We start from the raw sequence: 19970 nt of genomic DNA, 5'->3' as shown, positions 1-19970 counted from the left end.
CCGCTTGCACGAGGACACTTTTCTTGGGGCGAGTGATGGGACTTGAACCCACGGCCTCCTAGACCACAACCAGGCGCTCTAACCAACTGAGCTACACCCGCCATACCGCTACAAAGTATAGAGTATAAAGTATCTGCCATAAAGCCTAAAGCTCAAGCTATGAGGAGCAAGCTGCACCACGGTCACGGCAAATTCACTAACTGAGCGATATGGGGACTACTGAGCGTCCGTACCTGCGTTAATATCGGCCTCGATGCTGTTCGGAGTTGTAGTCTCCGGAGTTGTGTCTTCAGTGGTATCGAACATACCCACTACTAACCAGATAAGCAAAGATAAAACTATCAAGCCGACGATGAGTGCGATGATTCCGCCCGGACCCCCACCTTCCCGTTTGTCCAGTACTACCGTCTCTCGGTCTAGGGTCTCTTCCGGTACCTCGCGTACGACTTCACGTTTAGCCATAAATATCCCTCCCTGCCTTACTTACATACTATCTTTTATTATAACATCCGCTTGATTTTATAAAGCTCGATTTTACCTATACAATAAGATAAGTGATTAGTTATAAATGAATGGAGGGAACAATGGACATGAACGATTATGGACCGCAACCATACGTGATAGACATCGAAGAACTGACTAAAGAAAACGAGCTTTTCCGCGTCGCTAAGTGGACTGGAGCTAACCTACAGATGACCGTGATGGCGATTCCAGCTGGTGGTGAGGTTGGTTTAGAAGTGCACAACGACCACGACCAGTTTCTCCGCATTGAAGAAGGTGAAGCTAAGGTCGTAATGGGACCAAGCGAAGACAACCTTGATCAAGAGTGGGCAGTCGAGGACGACTTCGCTATCTTCGTTCCGGCCGGTACCTGGCACAACATCATCAATACTGGTGATATCCCGCTCAAACTCTACTCAATCTACGCTCCTGGCGAACATGCACACGGTACGATCCATAACACTTTCGCTGAAGCCGAAGCGGCCGAAGCTGAGCATCACGGAGCGTAACCTCACAAGCGGCTGACCGGCTTAACACGTCTGCATCGATCATATCTAGTGCCAGTCTCAGATATCGTACCGACCCAACTATCTTCAAAAAGTGTCCGATCGGACACTTTTTGAAGATTTTGTGCAATTACCACTAGTACGCGCTCAACCGCACTAAAACTAGACGGTAATAGTACGCAACAACGACCCGCTATAATATCAAGCATGATTCAAACACCCATACCTCGGACCGAAATCTACGACCTCTACTGGTACTATGCTGCCGAGCGTCAAGCTATCTTCCAGCGGCGCGCCCGCGGAGAACCCGGTCCCTGGACCGATGACCCTATCCTAGCTACCTATAAGTTCTGCAACGTCTTCCGAGCCAGCGACCGCGTGTCGCAATATCTAATTCGTAATATAGCCTACATAGACCCGCAGGCGGACCCATCAGATGTACTGTTTCGAGTGATAGCTTTTCGGTTCTTTAGCCGACCCGAGACTTGGGATGAGATCACAAACTACCTTGGTCGTCAGCCGCTCATTACCGACCTAGAAGATGATATTCTCACCCGAGCGCTAGCCCACGTTAAAGAGATAAACGGTAAACTCTATACTGGCGCTTTTATCCTCTGCGCTAATACGGCCTACGGGCATAGCGAAAAGTATCTGAATCATATCGCTCTCTTCAGGCACATGTTCATTCTCGATCATCTAGATAAGAAACTTCTTGCTGCTATTAGCTTAGGGGACGTCTACCAGCTCTTGCGCAGCTACCCTTTAATCGGAGATTTCATGGCCTATCAGCTCACAATAGATCTCAACTATACGCCTTACATTAATTTCAGCGAAAACTCATTTACACGAGCCGGGCCTGGCGCACTACGGGGAATTAACAAAGCATTCAAGTCTCGTGGCGACCTCTCGCCAGAAGAAATCATTCTGCAAATGGTAGAGAGACAGGACGATGAGTTTAGTCGACTCGGACTTGAATTTGATGGCCTTCATGGTCGGAAGCTCCATGCCATAGACTGCCAGGGACTATTTTGTGAGCTAGACAAATACTGCCGCGAAGCAGTCCCCAAATTATCCAGTAACAGAATTCGGATTAAAGCGCGCCACAAGCCTAATGCCGAACCTATCGACTATTTTTACCCACCGAAGTGGGAGCTAAGAACCACATAAATTAAACAACCTATTGGTGCCCCGGGTAGGATTCGAACCTACGACCTATGGGTTAGAACTCCATTGCTCTATCCAGCTGAGCTACCGGGGCACATGGTAATTAGTATTACGTATTCAGTATAAAGTATAAAGCCGCACCCCCAAACGAAACGTTACTGTTTCGTTTGGATAAGGAAGACAAACCGTAAGCTGAAAGTAAAACAGCTTCCGCTGTTTTACGGAAGCTGAAGGTTTAGTCTGACGTGGTGCGGGTAGAGAGAGTCGAACTCTCGTCTCCAGCTTGGAAGGCTGGCATACTAGCCACTGTACTATACCCGCATCCGCCCTATTATAGCAGAGGTAACTGTTATAATAGAACGGTAATGCGAGAGGAGAAAGCATGAAGCTTTCTAGCCCAGTTTTTAACGATGGCGAGACTATCGATAAGCTCTACACCTGTGAAGGTAGCAATCATAATCCTCCCCTTCAAATTAGCGATGCGCCTACTGAAGCGCAAAGTCTGGTACTAATCTGTGATGACCCTGATGCCGCTACCGATCCAAATGGACCAGGGCACACCTTCGATCATTGGGTAGTTTGGAACATCCCACCAACAACCACTGAAATTGCCGAGGGTTCCGTTCCGCCGTTCGCCGTCCAAGGTCTAAATGGCCGAGGCGAGAAAGCCTACACCGGTCCCTGCCCGCCAACTGGTGAACATCGCTATTTCTTCCGTCTGTATGCACTAGACTCAAAACTCGACTTGCCCGAAGATGCAGACAAAGAAGATGTCGAAGATGCACTAAGTGGTCACGTATTAACTCGAACCGAGCTAGTGGGTACTTATCAAAAAGCATAGTTCTGACCCATGTTTATATGGAGGGCCTGGTGGGATTCGTGTGTTATTATGCTCGCTCGAAATACGTTTCTCGCTCGGCCAAGCAATGTATCCATAAACTACCACTGGTAGTTTATGCCCTTTCGGGTTCGAATCCCGGCATCAAACTCATTCCATACAAATACCCCGGCACGATGGCCGAGGTATTTATATGGAGGGCCTGGTGGGATTCGAACCCACGACACGCGGCTTAAAAGGCCGCTGCTCTAACCGACTGAGCTACAGGCCCCTAAAAAATAGTTAGAACATTGTCTATTCTAAACTGTAAAGTTAGCGATAGCAACGCTCATATGAGGCTACTATTCGGGCAAAGGACCGAAGTGAGTCTCGAGAACATCGGCCAACTCCGAGACATATGACGGGGTCGTCCTACCCTCTCCGGACTGACCCTTACTCTGCACATGAGTATCTACTGAAACTCCCAATACGGCAGCTCTAACATCGTTTTCCTCGATAGGGCGAGCACCGGCCCAAACTGGGCGGCTGAGGATTCGACCACTATGTGATCGCAGTGCGAATACTTGAGTATACATAGGATAGCGCATATCTTCAGTCACGTAGAGGCGCGCCTCGTTACTGCCTACTTGTTGAGCAAAAGTTACGATCGCATCACCCCGTAGTTCGGTAAGCCTAACTCCGTGGTGGGCATTATCGATGGGCACCACAGGCCTATCATCGATGAGCCATTTTTTATAAGCTATCACCCTTTGAAGCGCAGCTATCTCACACTCCCATAACTCTTGGTTACGTATAACCCATCGGTTCTTTACCTCTTCTGCTGCGGCAGCTAACTCCGCTTCAGGCCGTACCCTGTAAGGTTCGCACACCTCAACAGCCATTCGCTGCACTAACCTTTTCGCTGGGGTAAAACTCACAATCTGCATCTTGCTAAATTGTAGTATTTATACTAAAACATAGCAACTGCTAGCGGCTGGATTTGAGCTTCGACTTACGTTTTTTAGCTTTTTCGGCATAACTGCGATGCTGGATGCTATCTATGAGAATCAAAATGGCGGCGGCAAAAGTAAACCATACGTAGTTATCTAAGATCTGCCAACCGATAATCGAACGGTCCATAATCGCCTGCTGAGTCTCAGGAGGCAACACCTGGACCACGCTCGAGAGAAAGAAAAGAGTAAACACCAGTATAAACACTATCTTCCAAACCACACTGCCCTTTTTACGCTTGTCCACACTGTGGTTAACCCCTAATATCAAAGCTGGCACTACTAAGAGCACAGCCGCTACGGCGCTCTCTACCAACTCAGACTCGAAGCGCCCTTCGAGGGAGACGATCTGCAGTAAGGCCAAACCGATAAACACACCCATAGCGACGAACTTAACGTGACTTTTGAAATGTAGTGCTAAAGCACTGATACCGATTACGGCGGCGGCGATGAGAAAGTCGACATTCATGATGTGCTTATCATAGCACTTATGTTTTGCGGCGCGCCACTACAGCCCAGCTATTGTGGCCTGACTACCGAGACTAATACCATGCTGCGCGGCAAAGCCGGAGTGCACTTCCAGCACATACTTAGCCGGGGTGATAGGTTTAAAGGATTCAGGGTAGGTTTCAGGTGTGATGCCAGCAGCGATATCGACTACTTTGAGCTCTTCATCCAGCCAGATGATATCTAGAGCAAAGTTCATATCTAGCATGTGGAAAGAAACCTTATTCGGTTCGTTAAATACAAACAGCATCCCCTCGTCTTCATCTAAAGCCTCACTGCCAGATAGGCCTTGTTGACGCAGTTCTGGCGTATCGGCTACATCGACCGCTACGGATACGGCGTCGAAATCAACTCGTACTCTGTCATCCGCCTCAATACGGGTCAGGATTAATGCGAGTAGTGCGATGCACCCGAGAATAAGTAGCGGAATAGTGAAGCGCCGCCACATCAGCCCTATGCTCCGACCTTATCTTTCTTCGGTTTGCGGCCGGCATTTATCTCAACATACTTGATGATCTTACTCGCTATATCCCGTTCGGTAGCACCTTCGATTCCTTCCAGTCCCGGGGAGGAGTTAACTTCGATAACGAGAGGTCCACGCGCAGACTGTAGAATATCCACACCGGCGATATCGAGGCCGAGCTTCTTAGCGGATTTAACGGCAATTTTCTTCTCGGCATCGGTCAGAAGAACTTTTTCGCCAGTACCACCGAGGTGTAGATTCGAACGAAATTCTTCATCTAGGCCTTGGCGCTTCATCGCTCCGACCACGCGTCCACCGACAACAAAGGCGCGAATATCGGCTCCGCCGGCTTCTTCAATAAATTCTTGGACTAAGATTGGCTGACCGATACTGTAGAAGGCCTGCACGATCGATTTAGCTTCCTTTTTGGTGGGAGCCAGCACTACTCCTTCGCCATGGGTACTCTCAATCAGCTTCACAATCAAGGGCGCTCCACCTACTAATTCGATCAGATCGGCGATATCGGTAGTCTGAGAGGCAAAAGCAGTCTTCGGGATGTCGATATCAGATCGTCCCAGCAGCTGCAAACTGCGTAGCTTATCGCGAGAACGCACGATCGCAATCGATTTTGCAGTGGTGTAGACGTTCATCATCTCGAACTGTCGCACTACAGCCGAGCCATATCCGGTATGCGAGTGACCGATACGCGGTATGATGGCGTCGATTTTGCCCAGGCGCTCACCGTTAAAGTGGACACTGGGACGATTCTGCTGCACCTCCATGTAACATTTCAAGTAGTCGAGCACCACGGCTTCATGGCCGGCTTTCTCAGCGGCACTTACCAGGACTCGAGTAGAATAGTTCGCGGCGCCCCGCGACAGGATTGCAATACGCACTATGGTATCTCCTTACAGTGTTGGTTATACGGTTAATTCAGAGTTACTCTTCTTCAGTTGGGTCATCGAGTGATACATCTACCACAAAGGACTCCTTGAGGAACTTCCTTCCTAAGAGTATCGGGAATTTCATATCTTGTCTATTAGTTAAGGTAAATTCCGTCACATACTCTCGTCCACCGAGCTCCACCGGGAGTAGTACTACCGGTCGCCTTTGTACCTCACCGTTTGAGCTACGTACCGCCACAATACCTTCTTGCTTCAGTGCTACCGGGTGGTCACCAATTGGTGCACCTCTCATATCAGTAGTCTGGATAGCAAGGAAAATCTCGCCATTACGCTCAAACTCCTCGATAAATTCACAGTGCAAACTACTCCGGTAGGCACCGGTATCAACTTTAGCTCGTACGTTTTCTAAATCCAGGGCCGGGAGATCTATAAATACCCAGCGGCCGATTGTGACTTTATCCATGTCAGTGACCGAGACGTTTATGCGTCTCTTTTGTAGCCCCTCTTATCTGAATGCCTATTTTAAACATTAGCGAATAAAAGTCAATGCTCAGGTCGGTATGACTTTAGGCACTGTAGCAGATGTTCTATATGAGAGCTGACATCATATCCAGCATTTAATAAAGCGCCTATATCGCCTAGAAAACCTGTACAGCCGCTGACGAATATGAATTCTGTATCGAGTTTACAGTCAGTAATGTCTTCATAGGTATTTGTCATATGTCGAAGCATCTCAGGCGGCATATCCCACATGAATTCCATCTGGTGCTCGGGAGGGGCTATAGTCGCTTCTGACCAGTCTATAACGGCATATGGACGCTTATGCGCATCGACTAACCAGTTGCCGAAGCCTAAATCTCCATGTAATGTCACACTGCGCTTCTTAGCTAAGGCTTTATAGCTCTCACCATACTTATCTAGAATCACGCCGATGATAGGGGTGAACTCACTGTCTAGTAAATCGCTATTTAGTACTACTTTTGCCAGCTTGACTCTTGGGTTGACTCCGTCAAACGCTCTCAATCCGAGGCGCTCAGCGTCTTCCAGAGTAATAATCTGCTCAATGACGGTAGCTACCCTCACCCATAGATCTAGTATCTCGGGATACTGCTCCGAACTCTTAAAAAGTTCGGGGTAGTCTTTCAGTGAACTGCCTGGAATATGCCGGTAACCAAAGTAGCCGTAGTGCTCTGGAACAAGTAATGGCTCTGGCGTCTTCACCGGCAGGCGGTTGAATACATGCTTCAATAGTCCAATCTCTGATTTATTGCCCCGTTGACGCGCAGGATCACCTAACGCATTGTCCGCTTTAGGCAAACGAAAGACTATCTCCTCATTCACTAGATAGACTAAGCTATCCCAGCCTTCGCCTATGTTTTTGATGCTTGCTATATCAAGATCAGGAAGGTCCCTTGAAAGAATAGCCGAAGCAGACTCTAAGCTATTCATGGCAACTCAGACAACATCCCACTCTTGGCTGCCCTCTTGACTGGCACGAGGGATGTCTATGTTCTCGTCAGCATACTCTTTCAGCTCACGAATCCGGTCACGTATCTGTGCCGCCCGCTCGAACTCCTCCTTACCTGCCACTTGCGCCATCTCTTTACGCAGATTAGCTATCATTTTATCCACTTCTTCCTTAGGAAGCTTGGGGATATCTTGATCAGTCCGTTGGCGTATATCCTCATCTTCCTGCCTTGCCATCTCGTCTACCTTGCCGCTACGCTGCCAGTCAAATGCGGTGAAGATTATTTTATGGTAGAGCGCCTCTGCCTTAGATATATCTGCATCCTTTACCTCGGGCGCCATCTTGGCAGCTTCGTAAAGGTTCTTTGCTGCACGCTCCATCATCTCGATACTCCACCATGGCCGCGCACTCGCCCACCAAAACTGATCTGACTGCAGCGCCCGATCAAGTGCGTCTTCTTTTACAGGGGTTTGGTCTATGTGTACAGGCTCATACAATTTAATGAGATGATTGGTTAACTCCCATTGAATATCATGTATCTCATTATCTGGGTCTTTCCAGCGCGAAAAGGGCACCTTACGTTCAAGGTCCTTCTCCATGAGTGCCCACGTAGAAGCTTGTGGAACCACCTTCTTGGTATCGGGGAAGTAGTCTTTTAGGTCAGAAAGTAATACGGTCTGGAGCTCATCAGCTTGGTTAAGGTCAAATATAAGACTCTGAAGCCCTGGGCGATGGTGGCCAAATGTCTCCCCATCCATAGCAGTCAAGAGGTAGGAGCCGTCAGCTGTCCTGGCACCAAGCATTTTACGGAGCAGGTCTGGCGTCCCGATCTGACCTGAGAGGATATTCCAGCTACTACTTCGTTCACGAAAATAAATATCTAAACCATCCACTCCCTCAACACTATACCTCTGCTTGTGATCGGGCTGAGCCTGGCCTGGGAATGATAGTTCGTCGACGATAATCCATTCAAAGCCACACTCTTTGGCGGTTTTGGCCACATCCATATCGAAAGCCATTTCAGGGGGAAAGAAGCCACGCGGCTGATAGTAATCACCGAAATATTTACGTAGAGACACGTCATTAAGCTCTATCTGTCGACGTCGTTCATAATCTGGTGTATAGACCATTAACGGATGGAATTTAGCACTGCCGGTCAGTTCTATCTGTCCTCGCTTTAACAGCTCATGGATAGCTTCTATCACATCCTGGTGACCGTTCTCTTCCAGTAACTCGACTAGAACAGAGTTTATATTGATAGTGCTCTTGAGGTCGGGGTTTTTCAGAAACCCTTGAAAGAGCGGTCTATAGCTCTCTTCCGTCACCCTGTTCACCCAGTACGGTTTCTGGGTCAACGGTTGGTATATGTGCATGAAATTTACCCACAGCATAAACAGGATTATAACAGAACCAGCTACATGGGGCTTAATAAATTGGTCTTAGAGGTTATTCGATCTTCTGCTGATAAGCCATTGGTGGATTAGGCTGGAGAGCCTCCTGGCGATAGTCGTAAGTACGCTCATAGAGATCGGCGTATTTTGTCGCTACCTTATCCCAAGAGAAGTCTTGGAGCATCACTCGCTTTACTAGCTCATCCCACGCTTCTTTGTCCTTGTAGGATTCCAGCGCACGCACGAGAGCGACGAGGAAGCTCTGACTAGAGAAGTCTCGAAAGCTAAAACCCGTACCTTCCTTAGTCTGGGTGTTATAGTTCTTCACAATGTCAGCCAGCCCGCCGGTAGCACGCACTAAGGGAACCGCTCCATAGCGCATAGCTTCAATGGCTACGATACCGCCTGGTTCATAGAAGCTCGGCATCATCATAATGTCGGACCCAGCAAAGATCTTCCGCGGCAAGATAAAGTCCGGCAGCAAATGTGTCCCGACCCGATCGGGATACTTACGCTCAAGCTCTTCGAAGTACTCGATATAACGATTATCGCCCGAACCTAGAACAATAAACTGAACGTCGAGTTCTTTAAGAACAAAATCCATAGTCTCTAAAATCAGATTGAGCCCCTTCTGTCCATCAAGTCGACCAGATATCGCAATAATCGGTACATGTGGATCTTGCTCTAAGCCAAACTCTTTCTGCAAGTCAAGCTTATTGTTCACTCGACGGTTGATGCTGCGATGGGTGAAATTCTCAGCAATAATCTTATCAGTAGCTGGATCGAAATCATTATAGTCCAACCCATTTAAGACACCCGACATCTTGCCTCGTAGCTCCCGAAAGAGCTTATGCATCCCAGCTCCATACTGCTCTAGGAGTAGCTCACGAGCATAGGTCTCAGATACCGTATTCATCCTATCAGCTCGCATAACACCGCGTTTTAGGGCATTCTGTTTGATGAAACGGTCTGAGTAAAACGGGGCTAGAGGACTTTTGCCGTCATCATAATCCATCTCACTAGCCCGGCCGAAATTAAAATTACCCTGATAAGTGTTGTGGATAGAAAGCAGACTGGCAATATCTTTCAGATCCTCATCCTCTTGTCGCACGTAGTAGAGATCATTTACGAGATAGCCCGTATGCCAGTCGTTACAGTGAACCACATCAGGCACGAATTCTTTTTGGATAATGAATTCCAGTGCCCCTCGGCTAAGTAGTCCGAAGCGGATATGGTCATCACTATAACCGTAAACATTAGCCCGCTTCTCAAAATACTCTTCGTTTTCTAGAAAATAAACCGGTGGTTCAAAGGGGTCCTCTGGCTCTTCATATAGCTTTACGTTACATGAGAGCTTTGACACTTGCTCACTCTTTTCCTCATGTCCCGTAGGTATCTCTAGACCTGATATAACTTCCTTGAGATGGTACTTCTCATCTATGATCTTGCCATACTTGGGAGTGAAGATCCGCACATCGACACCAAGCTTACGTAGGGATCGAGGTAGAAAGTAGGCTACTTGACTTAAGCCACCCTGCTTAGAGAAAGGGGCTACCTCGGCCGTCACGAATAACACCTTTAAGTCGCGCCGTGACTTAGCCATTTACCCCTCCTCATCTGCCGAATATATTAACCCAAGTATAGCATAAGCGGCTTCGCTCAGCCTAGCCGGTAGAGCTGCTGTTTATACTCCTCCAGCATACGCGTGGTGGTGTAGTCTTTCTCGATAACTTTGATCGTTTGCTCCATCAATTTACACCACGCTTCCGGTATTCCTGATTCATTACGTTCGTAAAATAACGATGCGATCTCGTGCTCAATGTGCCCGTAAATCGCATCGGCCGCGTTTACATCCGGTAGTTTCCAACCGATCATCTCCAGCTTAACCTCGTCTACCCATCCGTCGCTAACCGAACATTGCAGGACGCCGTTACTACCGGCTTTCATACCGCTAGTACCACTGGCTTCGTAGCCACGATCCGGGGTGTTTAACCAAACATCGGCTCCCTGAACTAAGTAGCGGGCGATCTCTAAATCATAACTCTGCAAATAAACCAGCTTACCCTGGAAGTCAGTATTCAGAGCGTGCTCGCCCAAACGGCGGGCCATGTCGACACCAGCTTCATCTTCACTATTAGGCTTGCCGGCGATGATGATCTGCACCGGTCGCTCGGTTGAGTTCATCAGGTGCTGCAAGGCGTTGATGTCGTTAAAAAGTTCGAGCGGACGCTTGTAAGCGGTGATGCGCCGTGCCCAGACCACAGTTAATACCTCAGGATCAAGCTGGCTTTTAGTCCGGTCGTTAACAAAATCTATCAGACGCCGACGAGCAGCCGAGTGGGCCTGCCACAGAGCATCCGGGGTATCGGCTTGAGCAATAGCCTCGTCCTGCCAACGAGGCAGATGGATGCCATTAGTTATGGAGCTGATGGTATAAGGACTGTTCGGATGATTCTTCTTCTCATAGACCGCGTGCAAGCGACTGACGGCATTAACATCCCGGCTCAGCTCCAGCATCAACCTAGTAGTGGAGAACTCATCTTTACGCAAAGGATCCTGGGCGATAGCAAACACCTCCTCCAGCGGTAGCTCAGCCTCAGCTAGATAGGTAGAGAAAATCTGCAGGAATAGATTATGCGTGATATACAGTCCGGCAGCGGAAAGAACGGTATGCTTCGTAGCGACCACACTCTCCTGTACCCCCTGACAAAGTTCTTGCAGGGTAGCATGCTTCTTCTGTCGCCGGTGCAGCTTCAACAGCGCTAATATAGCCAGCGCACTGTGGCCTTCATTTAGATGGTATAGCTGGGGTGTGATACCTAATCTATCGAGTAGTTCAACCCCGCCTAAGCCCAGCAAGGCATCCTGCACTACTTTCTGCTCAAAATCTGCGGCGTATAAGTGATTAGTCAGCGCTTTCACGTTATCTGGGTTATCAGCTAGATCACAATCGATTAGATATACCCGGGAATTGCCAAACGACTTAGTCCAAGCCTGAAAGGCTATTTTCTCAGCATTAATGGTAACGACTGCTCGCAGCGGCTCATCATTTTGCGTGACTAGCTCCCAGCCTGAACGCAAAGGATCGAGTTTAGCGGACTCTGATCCGTCGGCATTCTCAAATCCATAATGATAGAACAGCCCGATCATCACAAATGGCTGTGTATCCTCGGCTACACGCATAAGATAGTCGGTCGCCAGTACCCCTAACCCTCCGGCAAATATGGGTAGGTCATCAAAGGCGTATTCGGCTGAGAAGTAGGCGATCGGCTGCATTATTTTTTACTATAGCACAAGCGCCTTAGCCAAAAGTGCGATGGGGGCCTATTTAAACCAACCCTTTTTACTGGATTTATTAAACTCTTCCAGCATCGAACGTTGCTTGGTTGTTAGTTTCTTCGGAATCATAACCGTGACATCTACTAAATGGTTACCACGGGTTGAACCACTACCGTAAGGCACACCTTTACCACTGAGTTTAAAGGTCTGACCGCTCTGAGTGCCGGCCGGAATCTTCATCTTGGTCTTGCCATCCACGGTATTAACCTCGATCTCAGTCCCTAGGGCTGCATCGATCATGTCGATAGTGGCAGCGGAGACGATATCGTGACCGTGACGCTCGAACTCGCGGCTCGGACGCACCTGCACATGGACGTAGAGGTCGCCCTTAGCGCCGCCGCCGATCGCTTCGCCCCTCTCGCGCAAACGAATGGTATTACCATCGCTGACACCGCTAGGAATCTTAACCTTGATCTGCTGTTTGGCCCGCTTCGTGCCTTTGCCTCCACACTCAATGCAGGGCTTCTCCGGCACCTTACCTGCCCCATGACAGGTCGGACAGGTTGTGGCCCGCTGGATACTACCGAGAATGGTATTCTGCACCTGCACCACCTGACCTTGGCCTTTGCAAGTGTCACAGGTCTTTAAACTACTGCCTGGCTCCGCCATCTTACCCTTACAGTGGGTGCAAATATCTTCAAGATCGAGCTCGATCGTTTTCTCAGTACCAAATACCGCCTCTTTGAACTCTAGGGTTACTCGCGTTTCAACATCACGACCGCGTCGCGCTTGCGCTCCGGCTCGTTGTCGGCCACCGCCAAAGAAACTACCAAATATATCGCCCAGATCAAGATCACCTAGGTCCACCTCAAATCCACCCTGTCCACCGCCAAAGGGACCGTGGGCCCCGCCGCCACCGAAACCTTGCTGCGCCCCGGCATGGCCAAACTGATCATACTGTTTGCGTTTGGTCGAATCTTTTAGCACCTCATAAGCCTCTGCGGCTTCCTTAAACTTAGCCTCATCTCCACCTTCTTTATCCGGATGATGTTTGACGGCTTGTTTGCGGTAGGCGCGTTTAATCTCCTCGCCCGAGGCATTCTTATCCACTCCTAAAATTTCGTAATAATCTCGTTTTGCCATCTACAACTTCACTGCTCCATTTATAATTGCCGCCGCTAGCTGTCTCACATTTTGAGAGAACTCTGCACCGGTAATATCACTAACTGCAAAGTAGGCGATCTTATCGTGCTTCTCCTCACGAGGCAGCGGGCTACCCGTGACTCTACCCACTGTAAACCATGCATACTCATAAGCAACACCGTTTTCCCGAAAAGTAGTAGTGCCGACCGAGTGAAGATCGGTGGCTATAATCCCGAGCTCCTCCTCTACCTCACGCTGGGCGGCAGCGGCCTCGGTTTCGTCAGTCTCCACTTTACCGCCGGGTAGCTCCCACTGGGTTAAGTCGGGTGTATTACGATGAATGAGCAGAATCTCTCCTTCATCGTTACGTATAATACACCCGGCCAGCCGCATAGTTACGCCTGTTTATCTTCGTCGACGACTTCACCCTCAACTGGCTCATCGTCTTTGCCAGCATCTATCTCGCTCTCGGCTTTTTCCGCTTCCTCTGCCGCTTCGGCCGCCACATTCTCGTGTAGCTTAGTGCCGATCGGCTGAATCTTCTCTAGTAGCTCGGTAGCGGCCTTCTCCAGCTCTTCCCGATCGTCAGACTCGATCTTCTCTTTTGCGGCTTTAACCGCTTCTTCGACCGTCTGCTTGTCCTCATCCTCGAGTTTATCGGCGTTATCTTTCACCATCTTCTCAGCAGTGTAGATAGCTGTATCGAGCTGGTTCTTGGCTTCGGCCCGAGCCCGCTTCTGCTTGTCCTCATCGGCATGGACTTCGGCATCTTTCTGCATCTGCTCGACCTCTTTTTCATCGAGGTTACCGCTGTTCTGAATAGTAATCGACTGCTCCTTGCCGCTGGCCTTATCTTGCGCCTTAACGTTTAGGATCCCGTTAGCATCAAGGTTAAAGGTGACCTCAACCTGTGGAATACCGCGTGGAGCTGGGGGAATACCGTCTAGGATGAAGCGGCCGAGTGACTTATTGTCAGCTGCCATCTCCCGTTCACCCTGCAGTACGTTAATCTCAACCGATGGTTGATTATCGGCCGCGGTAGAGAAGGTCTGGGTCTTACTAGTCGGGATGGTGGTGTTACGCTCAATCAACTTAGTGGTGATACCACCCTCAGTCTCAAGTCCGAGCGACAGCGGAGTCACATCTAGCAGTAGCACGTCCTTAACGTCACCGGCGAGCACACCACCCTGGATGGCGGCTCCGAGTGCTACAACTTCATCCGGATTGACGCCCTTGAGCGCATCCTTACCGAATATCTCTTTCACCTTAGCCGCTACGGCCGGCATCCGAGTCATACCACCGACGAGAATAACTTCATCGATATCGGAGGCCGATAGTCCGGCGTCCTTCAGGGCCGACTTACACGGACCCTCTGTCTTATTGATGAGATCACTCACTAGTTGGTCTAGCTTAGCCCGAGTAAGTTTGTACTCGAAGTGCTTCGGGCCCTCAGCATCAGCCGTAATGAAGGGGAGGTTGATGTCGGTCTCATTAGTAGTAGAGAGCTCGATCTTGGCCTTCTCCGCTGCCTCACGCAGGCGCTGCACGGCCGCTTTGTCCTTAGACAGATCGACGCCCTCCTGGCTCTTAAACTCGCTCACCAAGTGATTAACGATGACTAGGTCAAAGTCCTCTCCACCGAGGTGAGTATCACCGTTAGTCGATTTCACCTCAAACACACCATCACCAAGCTCCAGGATGGAGACGTCGAAAGTACCACCACCTAGATCGTAAACAGCAATCTTCTCTTCTTTCTTCTTATCCAACCCATAGGCTAACGCCGCCGCGGTCGGCTCGTTAATGATGCGCTTGACCTCGAGACCGGCGATCTTGCCGGCATCCTTAGTGGCCTGGCGCTGCGAGTCGTCGAAGTAAGCCGGCACCGTAATCACAGCTTCGGTGATCTTCTCTCCGGTATACTCCTCCGCATCGGCCTTGAGCTTACTCAAGATCATCGCCGATACTTCTTCTGGACTGTGCTCTTTATCTCCCATCACAACTTTTACGCCATTTTTAGCCTGCTTAATCTCGTACGGCATCAGCTTAATGTCACGCTGCACTTCTACATCATCAAACTTACGACCGATCAGTCGCTTGACTCCGTGAATTGTGTTGGCGGAGTTGACCACGGCCTGTCGCTTGGCTACCTGACCGACTAAGCGTTCACCGTTCTTATTGACCGCTACTATACTCGGTGTAGTGCGATTACCCTCCGAGTTAGCTACGATAGTGGCGTTACCGCCCTCCATAATAGCCATCGCTGAGTTAGTAGTTCCTAAATCGATTCCTAAAATCTTTCCCATTGTTATGCTCCTTCCTTAATTTGCTTATCGTTATCTACTTCATCCGGCGTATCTGCCTTGCCGACCTTAACCATACTGGGGCGGAGAACCGCTTCTCCCAGCCGATAGCCGGGCCGCAACTCCTCGGTCACGACGTCGTCCGCACCCTCTCCGTCTTCGAACCCGACGGCCTCATGCAGACCGGGATCAAAAGGCTGACCGACACAGTTAATCCGATTCACCCCGAGCTCACCCAGTTTAGCCTGAACCTGACGGTGAATCTGGCTCACCCCTTTCGCCCAAGGATGTTCAGCTAAGTCCCGAGGCACAGCGGCTAAAGCCCGCTCGAGATCATCAAATAGTGGCAGTAGCTGGCCAACTACCTGTTCCGTGGCCACCTGCATGATCTGTAGCCGATCTAGCTCGCTACGCCGCTTATAGTTCATAAAATCGGCCCGCTCTCGCTTTACGTCACTACTTAATGTAGCCACTTCCTGCTCGAGATCATTGATCCGGCGAGCCAACTTCTTATCCCCTCGCGGACTCGATTTAACCGAACGTGCTGTTCGAGTCGATTTATCCGCTGCGGACTGACGCTGATTATCTACCGTACCTTTACTCACTTAATACCTCCTGTAATGTGTTAGCTGTATACTCTACGACCCGCATGACCTGGCCGTAACTTTGCCGCGTCGGACCGATGACACCGATATAGCTCTCTTCAGAAAAGGGTGAATCGTACCGAGCAACTATGACAGAGCAGCCACTCGATTTACCGATAGCGTTCTCCTCACCGATATAGGTCGCTATCCCTTCCTCGATATTGGTCTCACTTAACCACAACTCGAGATTATCGAGCAGCCCGGCGATATCGGCTGCATTCTCGTCGAACTCAGGGCGTGCAAAGAGCTGTGAGAAGCCCTTAGTATAGATAGCGACCCCCATGGTCGCAAAGGCGATATTGTGTGTAGTCTGAGTGAGAGAATCGACAGCTATCTTGATTGCGGCTTGGGGAGAGCCGGCACTCTTAACCCGACGTTCAATTGCCCGGCGCAAGCGACTAGTGCTGTCAAGTTTCTGGCTGGGTCGAGCCAGTGATTCTACATAGTGCCGATAGCCGGCATCAGTAGGAATCCGCCCAGCACTGGTGTGAGGGTGCGTAATGAGGTCGAGTCGCTCCAGTTCGGCCATCTCAGCTCGAATCGTGGCTGAGGAGACACTAAACTGTTGCGCCAGCGATTTAGAGCCAACCGGGTTAGCGGTCTGGACATAATACTCGACAATAGTCTTGAGAACTTCGGCTTGGCGCGTTGTCACGATAGGTACCTCTTTGGCACTCGCTAATGATTAGTGCTGATACTCTCATCATACGAATTTAGCACTCGGTAGTCAAGAGTGCTAGAGTGCAGTAATTATCGCTTCTATCTCTGCTACCGCCCTCTCGAGCTTATCGTTAACGACACAGTGATCATATTTAACTCGGCCGATCTCAATCTCCCGGGTGGCTTCATGCAGCCGAGCATTAATAGCTGCTACATCATCCTCTCCGCGTGTAAGTAATCGACGTTTTAGTTCCTCCAGTGAGGGCGGCAAAAGAAAGATGAGTTGGGCGCTCGGATAGTGGGCCTTAACTTGCCCGCCACCGTGGACATCGATGACGAGCAGTGCCTGCTTGCCCGCATTGATCACGGCATCGATGGCCGCTCTAGGTGTGCCGTAGAAATCTTGACCATACACTTCGGCATGCTCAAGAAAATCGCCGCTAGCGACGTGGCGCCTAAACTCAGCCTCTGAAACAAAGAAATAGTCGGATTCATCTACCTCACTCGGGCGTGGCTGCTTAGTCGTCATAGTTACTACCCGCTCGAGAGTCGGTATCTGCTCGAGCAGTGCTAACGCCACTGTCGTCTTGCCCACCCCCCCAGGACCGGAAAGTACAAATAGCTGTCCTTTCACGTTTTTAACGCCACTAATTTAGAGTGATGTGTCGTCATTTTAATCGAGAAGGCTGGCGATTCAGTGCGGGTAGTAGGATACATGCTTTCACTATACCAAGGTTATTGTCGAGACAGCCAACTTAGATAACCGGCTCCAGCATAGAGACTGATCATTTGCGCCTGATTAAATATATTATGAAAGCTGTACTCCTGATAATAACCATCATCCGGCCTCGAGCTACCTTCTGGTCCGAGACAGGTGCAGTCACCTAAAGTAATCAAACAGAAGCTGGCGCGCTGATTAATAGCTGCCCCGAACGACATATGATCATAACCCATCACGGGAATAACCGAATCGTCTGGCACTAAGAAAGTGTAAACTTCGCCTATCAAGCTGGCGGTATCTCTTTCAACTGCCCCCTTTCTTGACTCATCTGCACTCAATTCTCTCAGCCAGGCATGCAGTGGTGGCAACACCACTACGTTTCCGAAAGTATCTAAGACTAAGTGCTCGTCCGCCTTTTCGGGATCTGACCTCACTTCACTAGCTAAGGTTAAATCGAGATCAGGACTACGAGTGAAACCGTCCAGAGGTATACTTACTGGCGTTCCGCTGCCGACTATAAACTGCATCGCCTCAGGATCGAACTGCATCGGCTGGCAATAATCGATCACTATCTCTCGCTTGTATTGATCGATCGCCTCGAGCTCTTCGGCCATGTCTACTCCTTACTCAACAGTACAGTAAAGGCCTCGGCCGGAATCTCGACCTGACCCATCATCTTCATACGCTTCTTGCCTGCCTTCTGCTTCTTAAGTAGCTTCTGCTTACGAGTTACATCACCGCCGTAGAGCTTGGCCGTCACATTCTTCCCCATCGGCTTAATGTTCTCCCGGGCGATAATCTTGCCGCCGATAGCGGCCTGCAAACTTACCTCATACAGCTGACGCGGGATGACGTCTTTAAGTTTATCGACGATCAATTTACCGACCCGATATGATTCGCTGCGATGAACGATCTGACTCAGCGAGTCGACCAGCTCACCACCAATCAGGAGGTCGATCCGGACTAAGTTCTCCACTCGATAGCCAATCGGCTCATAGCTGAAAGAGCCGTAACCACTAGTCGTGCTCTTCAGTCGATCGTAAAAGTCGGTTAGAACGTTAGCTAATGGTGCCTCGAAACGGATTAGAGCCGTGTCGGTCTCTGGGTAACTGAGATGCTTCTGTTCACCACGAATATCATTAATTAAACCGATAACATTACCCAGGTACTCTTTCTTGACCACCACCTCGCCCCCAATCCAAGGCTCGGCGATACTGGCCACCCGCGAAGGGTCGGGCAGGGCGATAGCGGTCCGGATCATCAACTCCTCTCCATTGTTTAGCTTCACCTGATAGTCGGTCGAAGGATTAGTGATGATGAGATCGAGATCATACTCCCGTTCTAGGCGCTCTTTAACTATCTCTAGATGTAATAAACCTAAGAAGCCGATGCGAAAGCCGAAGCCCAGCACTTGCGAATTCTCCGGATCATACTGCAGTGCGGCATCATTGAGCTGCAGCCGATCGAGGGCATCCTTTAGCTGAGCATGCTGATCACCGGAGCTGGGGAATACACCAGCGAAGACAAATGGCTTGATAGTCTTATACCCGGGCAAGGCCTTGGCTCGAGAACCTTTCGCTAAGGTAAGCGTATCTCCCACTCGGGCTTCCCGAACCGACTTGTAGCTAGTAGTGACATAGCCGATCTCACCACTAGACAGCTGGTCACGGGCTACCGGTGCCGGCATGAAAGCACCGACCTCGATCGCCTCACTAGCCTTACCGCTGCCAAGCAGAGCGATCGAAGCACCGGAACTAAGCGTACCGTCGACTATCCGAACATAGAGAATGACACCACGATACTCATCATAGATTGAATCGAAAATTAGGGCACGTAAATCACCATCGCTATCGCCCTGCGGGGGCGGTACGCTCGCGACTAGCTTATCTAAGACTTCTGCCACCCCTTCACCGGTCTTAGCCGATACCCGCAGCACGTCTTCCGGCTGGCAGCCGAGTAGATTACTGACCTCACGGGCTACCTTATCTGGCTGGGCCGCCGGTAGGTCGATCTTATTTAGTACCGGCACTATCTCTAGGCCTGCCTCGATGGCCAGGTAGACGTTAGCCAGCGTCTGAGCCTCGATACCTTGAGCTGCATCTACCACTAGAATTGCTCCCTCCACGGCGGCCAGGCTACGCGACACCTCATAACTAAAGTCGACGTGTCCAGGGGTATCGATTAAGTTAAGTTCGCAATCCTTCCACTCCATTCGCACCGGCTGGAGTTTAATCGTAATCCCTTTCTCTCGCTCCAGATCCATCTGATCCAGCAACTGTGCCCGCATATTGCGCTGCTCGACCGTCCCGGTAATCTCCAGCATCCGATCAGCTAAGGTAGATTTGCCGTGATCGATGTGCGCTATGATACAGAAGTTGCGGATGTTAGGTCCTGCGCCACTCGCCATCTAAGCTGCCTTTCTAAAAAATATTAGCTCGTATCTCTGTTCACCCACTTTATATCAATCAGGTAAGGTGTGAAAGGTGCGCGA

21 protein-coding genes and 4 tRNA genes are annotated in these 19970 nt (G+C 49.9%); 3 read left to right on the top strand and 22 right to left on the bottom strand.

Features of this window, described 5'->3' with window-relative positions:
- Window positions 1-24 precede the first annotated feature (24 nt).
- Window positions 25-101: transfer RNA gene (locus tag WD467_02960), tRNA-His, on the bottom strand.
- 115 nt (window positions 102-216) lie between these two features.
- Window positions 217-462, bottom strand: a complete 246-nt coding sequence (locus WD467_02955; protein ID MEX2452843.1) for a hypothetical protein — start codon at window positions 460-462, stop codon at window positions 217-219.
- A 110-nt stretch (window positions 463-572) separates the two neighbouring features.
- Between WD467_02955 and WD467_02950 the strand changes: the two genes are divergently transcribed.
- The gene (locus tag WD467_02950; protein MEX2452842.1) at window positions 573-1010 is read left to right on the top strand and encodes a cupin domain-containing protein; all 438 of its coding nucleotides are present in this window, start codon (window positions 573-575) and stop codon (window positions 1008-1010) included.
- Window positions 1011-1214: 204 nt separating this feature from the next.
- Window positions 1215-2174 carry a nucleotide kinase domain-containing protein gene (locus WD467_02945; protein ID MEX2452841.1) on the top strand — a complete coding sequence of 320 codons (960 nt, stop codon included), beginning with the start codon at window positions 1215-1217 and terminating at the stop codon, window positions 2172-2174.
- 14 nt (window positions 2175-2188) lie between these two features.
- On the opposite strand, the gene WD467_02940 is transcribed toward WD467_02945, so the two are convergent.
- Together WD467_02940 and WD467_02935 are read right to left on the bottom strand one after the other, a co-directional pair.
- Window positions 2189-2265: transfer RNA gene (locus WD467_02940), tRNA-Arg, on the bottom strand.
- Between the two features lie 152 nt (window positions 2266-2417).
- A tRNA-Gly gene (locus tag WD467_02935) sits at window positions 2418-2492 on the bottom strand.
- Between the two features lie 61 nt (window positions 2493-2553).
- On the opposite strand from WD467_02935, the gene WD467_02930 reads away from it, so the two are divergent.
- A complete protein-coding gene (locus tag WD467_02930) occupies window positions 2554-3012 on the top strand; it encodes a YbhB/YbcL family Raf kinase inhibitor-like protein (GenBank protein ID MEX2452840.1) in 459 nt (152 codons plus the stop codon).
- Window positions 3013-3203: 191 nt separating this feature from the next.
- Here the strand turns inward: WD467_02930 and WD467_02925 are convergent.
- From WD467_02925 to lepA, 18 genes are all read right to left on the bottom strand, one after another.
- A tRNA-Lys gene (locus tag WD467_02925) sits at window positions 3204-3280 on the bottom strand.
- A gap of 70 nt (window positions 3281-3350) precedes the next feature.
- Entirely contained in the window at window positions 3351-3935 is a 585-nt protein-coding gene (locus tag WD467_02920) for a hypothetical protein (GenBank protein MEX2452839.1), read from the bottom strand.
- Window positions 3936-3975: 40 nt separating this feature from the next.
- Window positions 3976-4467: a hypothetical protein gene (locus WD467_02915; protein MEX2452838.1), complete on the bottom strand. Its 492-nt coding sequence runs from the start codon at window positions 4465-4467 to the stop codon at window positions 3976-3978.
- Window positions 4468-4506: 39 nt separating this feature from the next.
- Window positions 4507-4953, bottom strand: coding sequence for a DUF192 domain-containing protein (locus WD467_02910; GenBank protein MEX2452837.1), 447 nt, complete (start codon window positions 4951-4953; stop codon window positions 4507-4509).
- A gap of 5 nt (window positions 4954-4958) precedes the next feature.
- A complete protein-coding gene (gene rimK, locus WD467_02905; protein ID MEX2452836.1) occupies window positions 4959-5864 on the bottom strand; it encodes a 30S ribosomal protein S6--L-glutamate ligase in 906 nt (301 codons plus the stop codon).
- A 43-nt stretch (window positions 5865-5907) separates the two neighbouring features.
- On the bottom strand, window positions 5908-6336 hold the full coding sequence (locus WD467_02900) for a RimK/LysX family protein (protein ID MEX2452835.1): 429 nt from the start codon (window positions 6334-6336) through the stop codon (window positions 5908-5910).
- An 80-nt stretch (window positions 6337-6416) separates the two neighbouring features.
- On the bottom strand, window positions 6417-7322 hold the full coding sequence (locus tag WD467_02895; GenBank protein MEX2452834.1) for an aminoglycoside phosphotransferase family protein: 906 nt from the start codon (window positions 7320-7322) through the stop codon (window positions 6417-6419).
- A 6-nt stretch (window positions 7323-7328) separates the two neighbouring features.
- Window positions 7329-8732 (bottom strand): UvrB/UvrC motif-containing protein, encoded by a 1404-nt coding sequence (locus tag WD467_02890; protein ID MEX2452833.1) that lies wholly within the window; start codon window positions 8730-8732, stop codon window positions 7329-7331.
- Window positions 8733-8787: 55 nt separating this feature from the next.
- Entirely contained in the window at window positions 8788-10335 is a 1548-nt protein-coding gene (locus WD467_02885; protein MEX2452832.1) for a glycogen/starch synthase, read from the bottom strand.
- Between the two features lie 56 nt (window positions 10336-10391).
- Complete coding sequence (gene glgP, locus WD467_02880) at window positions 10392-12008, bottom strand: alpha-glucan family phosphorylase (GenBank protein MEX2452831.1); 1617 nt, start codon at window positions 12006-12008, stop codon at window positions 10392-10394.
- A gap of 48 nt (window positions 12009-12056) precedes the next feature.
- Window positions 12057-13154 carry a molecular chaperone DnaJ gene (gene dnaJ, locus WD467_02875; protein ID MEX2452830.1) on the bottom strand — a complete coding sequence of 366 codons (1098 nt, stop codon included), beginning with the start codon at window positions 13152-13154 and terminating at the stop codon, window positions 12057-12059.
- Window positions 13155-13547, bottom strand: a complete 393-nt coding sequence (locus WD467_02870) for an NUDIX hydrolase (GenBank protein MEX2452829.1) — start codon at window positions 13545-13547, stop codon at window positions 13155-13157.
- A gap of 2 nt (window positions 13548-13549) precedes the next feature.
- Complete coding sequence (gene dnaK, locus WD467_02865) at window positions 13550-15457, bottom strand: molecular chaperone DnaK (protein MEX2452828.1); 1908 nt, start codon at window positions 15455-15457, stop codon at window positions 13550-13552.
- 2 nt (window positions 15458-15459) lie between these two features.
- The gene (locus WD467_02860) at window positions 15460-16059 is read right to left on the bottom strand and encodes a nucleotide exchange factor GrpE (protein MEX2452827.1); all 600 of its coding nucleotides are present in this window, start codon (window positions 16057-16059) and stop codon (window positions 15460-15462) included.
- Entirely contained in the window at window positions 16052-16753 is a 702-nt protein-coding gene (locus tag WD467_02855) for an HTH domain-containing protein (GenBank protein ID MEX2452826.1), read from the bottom strand. The genes WD467_02860 and WD467_02855 overlap by 8 nt, the downstream gene beginning before the upstream one ends.
- Window positions 16754-16834: 81 nt before the next feature.
- On the bottom strand, window positions 16835-17392 hold the full coding sequence (gene gmk / locus WD467_02850; GenBank protein ID MEX2452825.1) for a guanylate kinase: 558 nt from the start codon (window positions 17390-17392) through the stop codon (window positions 16835-16837).
- A gap of 101 nt (window positions 17393-17493) precedes the next feature.
- Complete coding sequence (locus tag WD467_02845; GenBank protein MEX2452824.1) at window positions 17494-18093, bottom strand: hypothetical protein; 600 nt, start codon at window positions 18091-18093, stop codon at window positions 17494-17496.
- Between the two features lie 2 nt (window positions 18094-18095).
- The gene (gene lepA / locus WD467_02840; GenBank protein MEX2452823.1) at window positions 18096-19886 is read right to left on the bottom strand and encodes a translation elongation factor 4; all 1791 of its coding nucleotides are present in this window, start codon (window positions 19884-19886) and stop codon (window positions 18096-18098) included.
- Between the last annotated feature and the right edge of the window lie 84 nt (window positions 19887-19970).

This window comes from Candidatus Saccharimonadales bacterium (genome assembly GCA_040903985.1).
Classification (GTDB): Bacteria; Patescibacteriota; Saccharimonadia; order QS-5-54-17; family QS-5-54-17; genus JBBDUI01.
The sequence above is the reverse complement of the archived record's forward strand: the minus strand, read 5'-3'. Positions and strand labels throughout refer to the sequence as shown.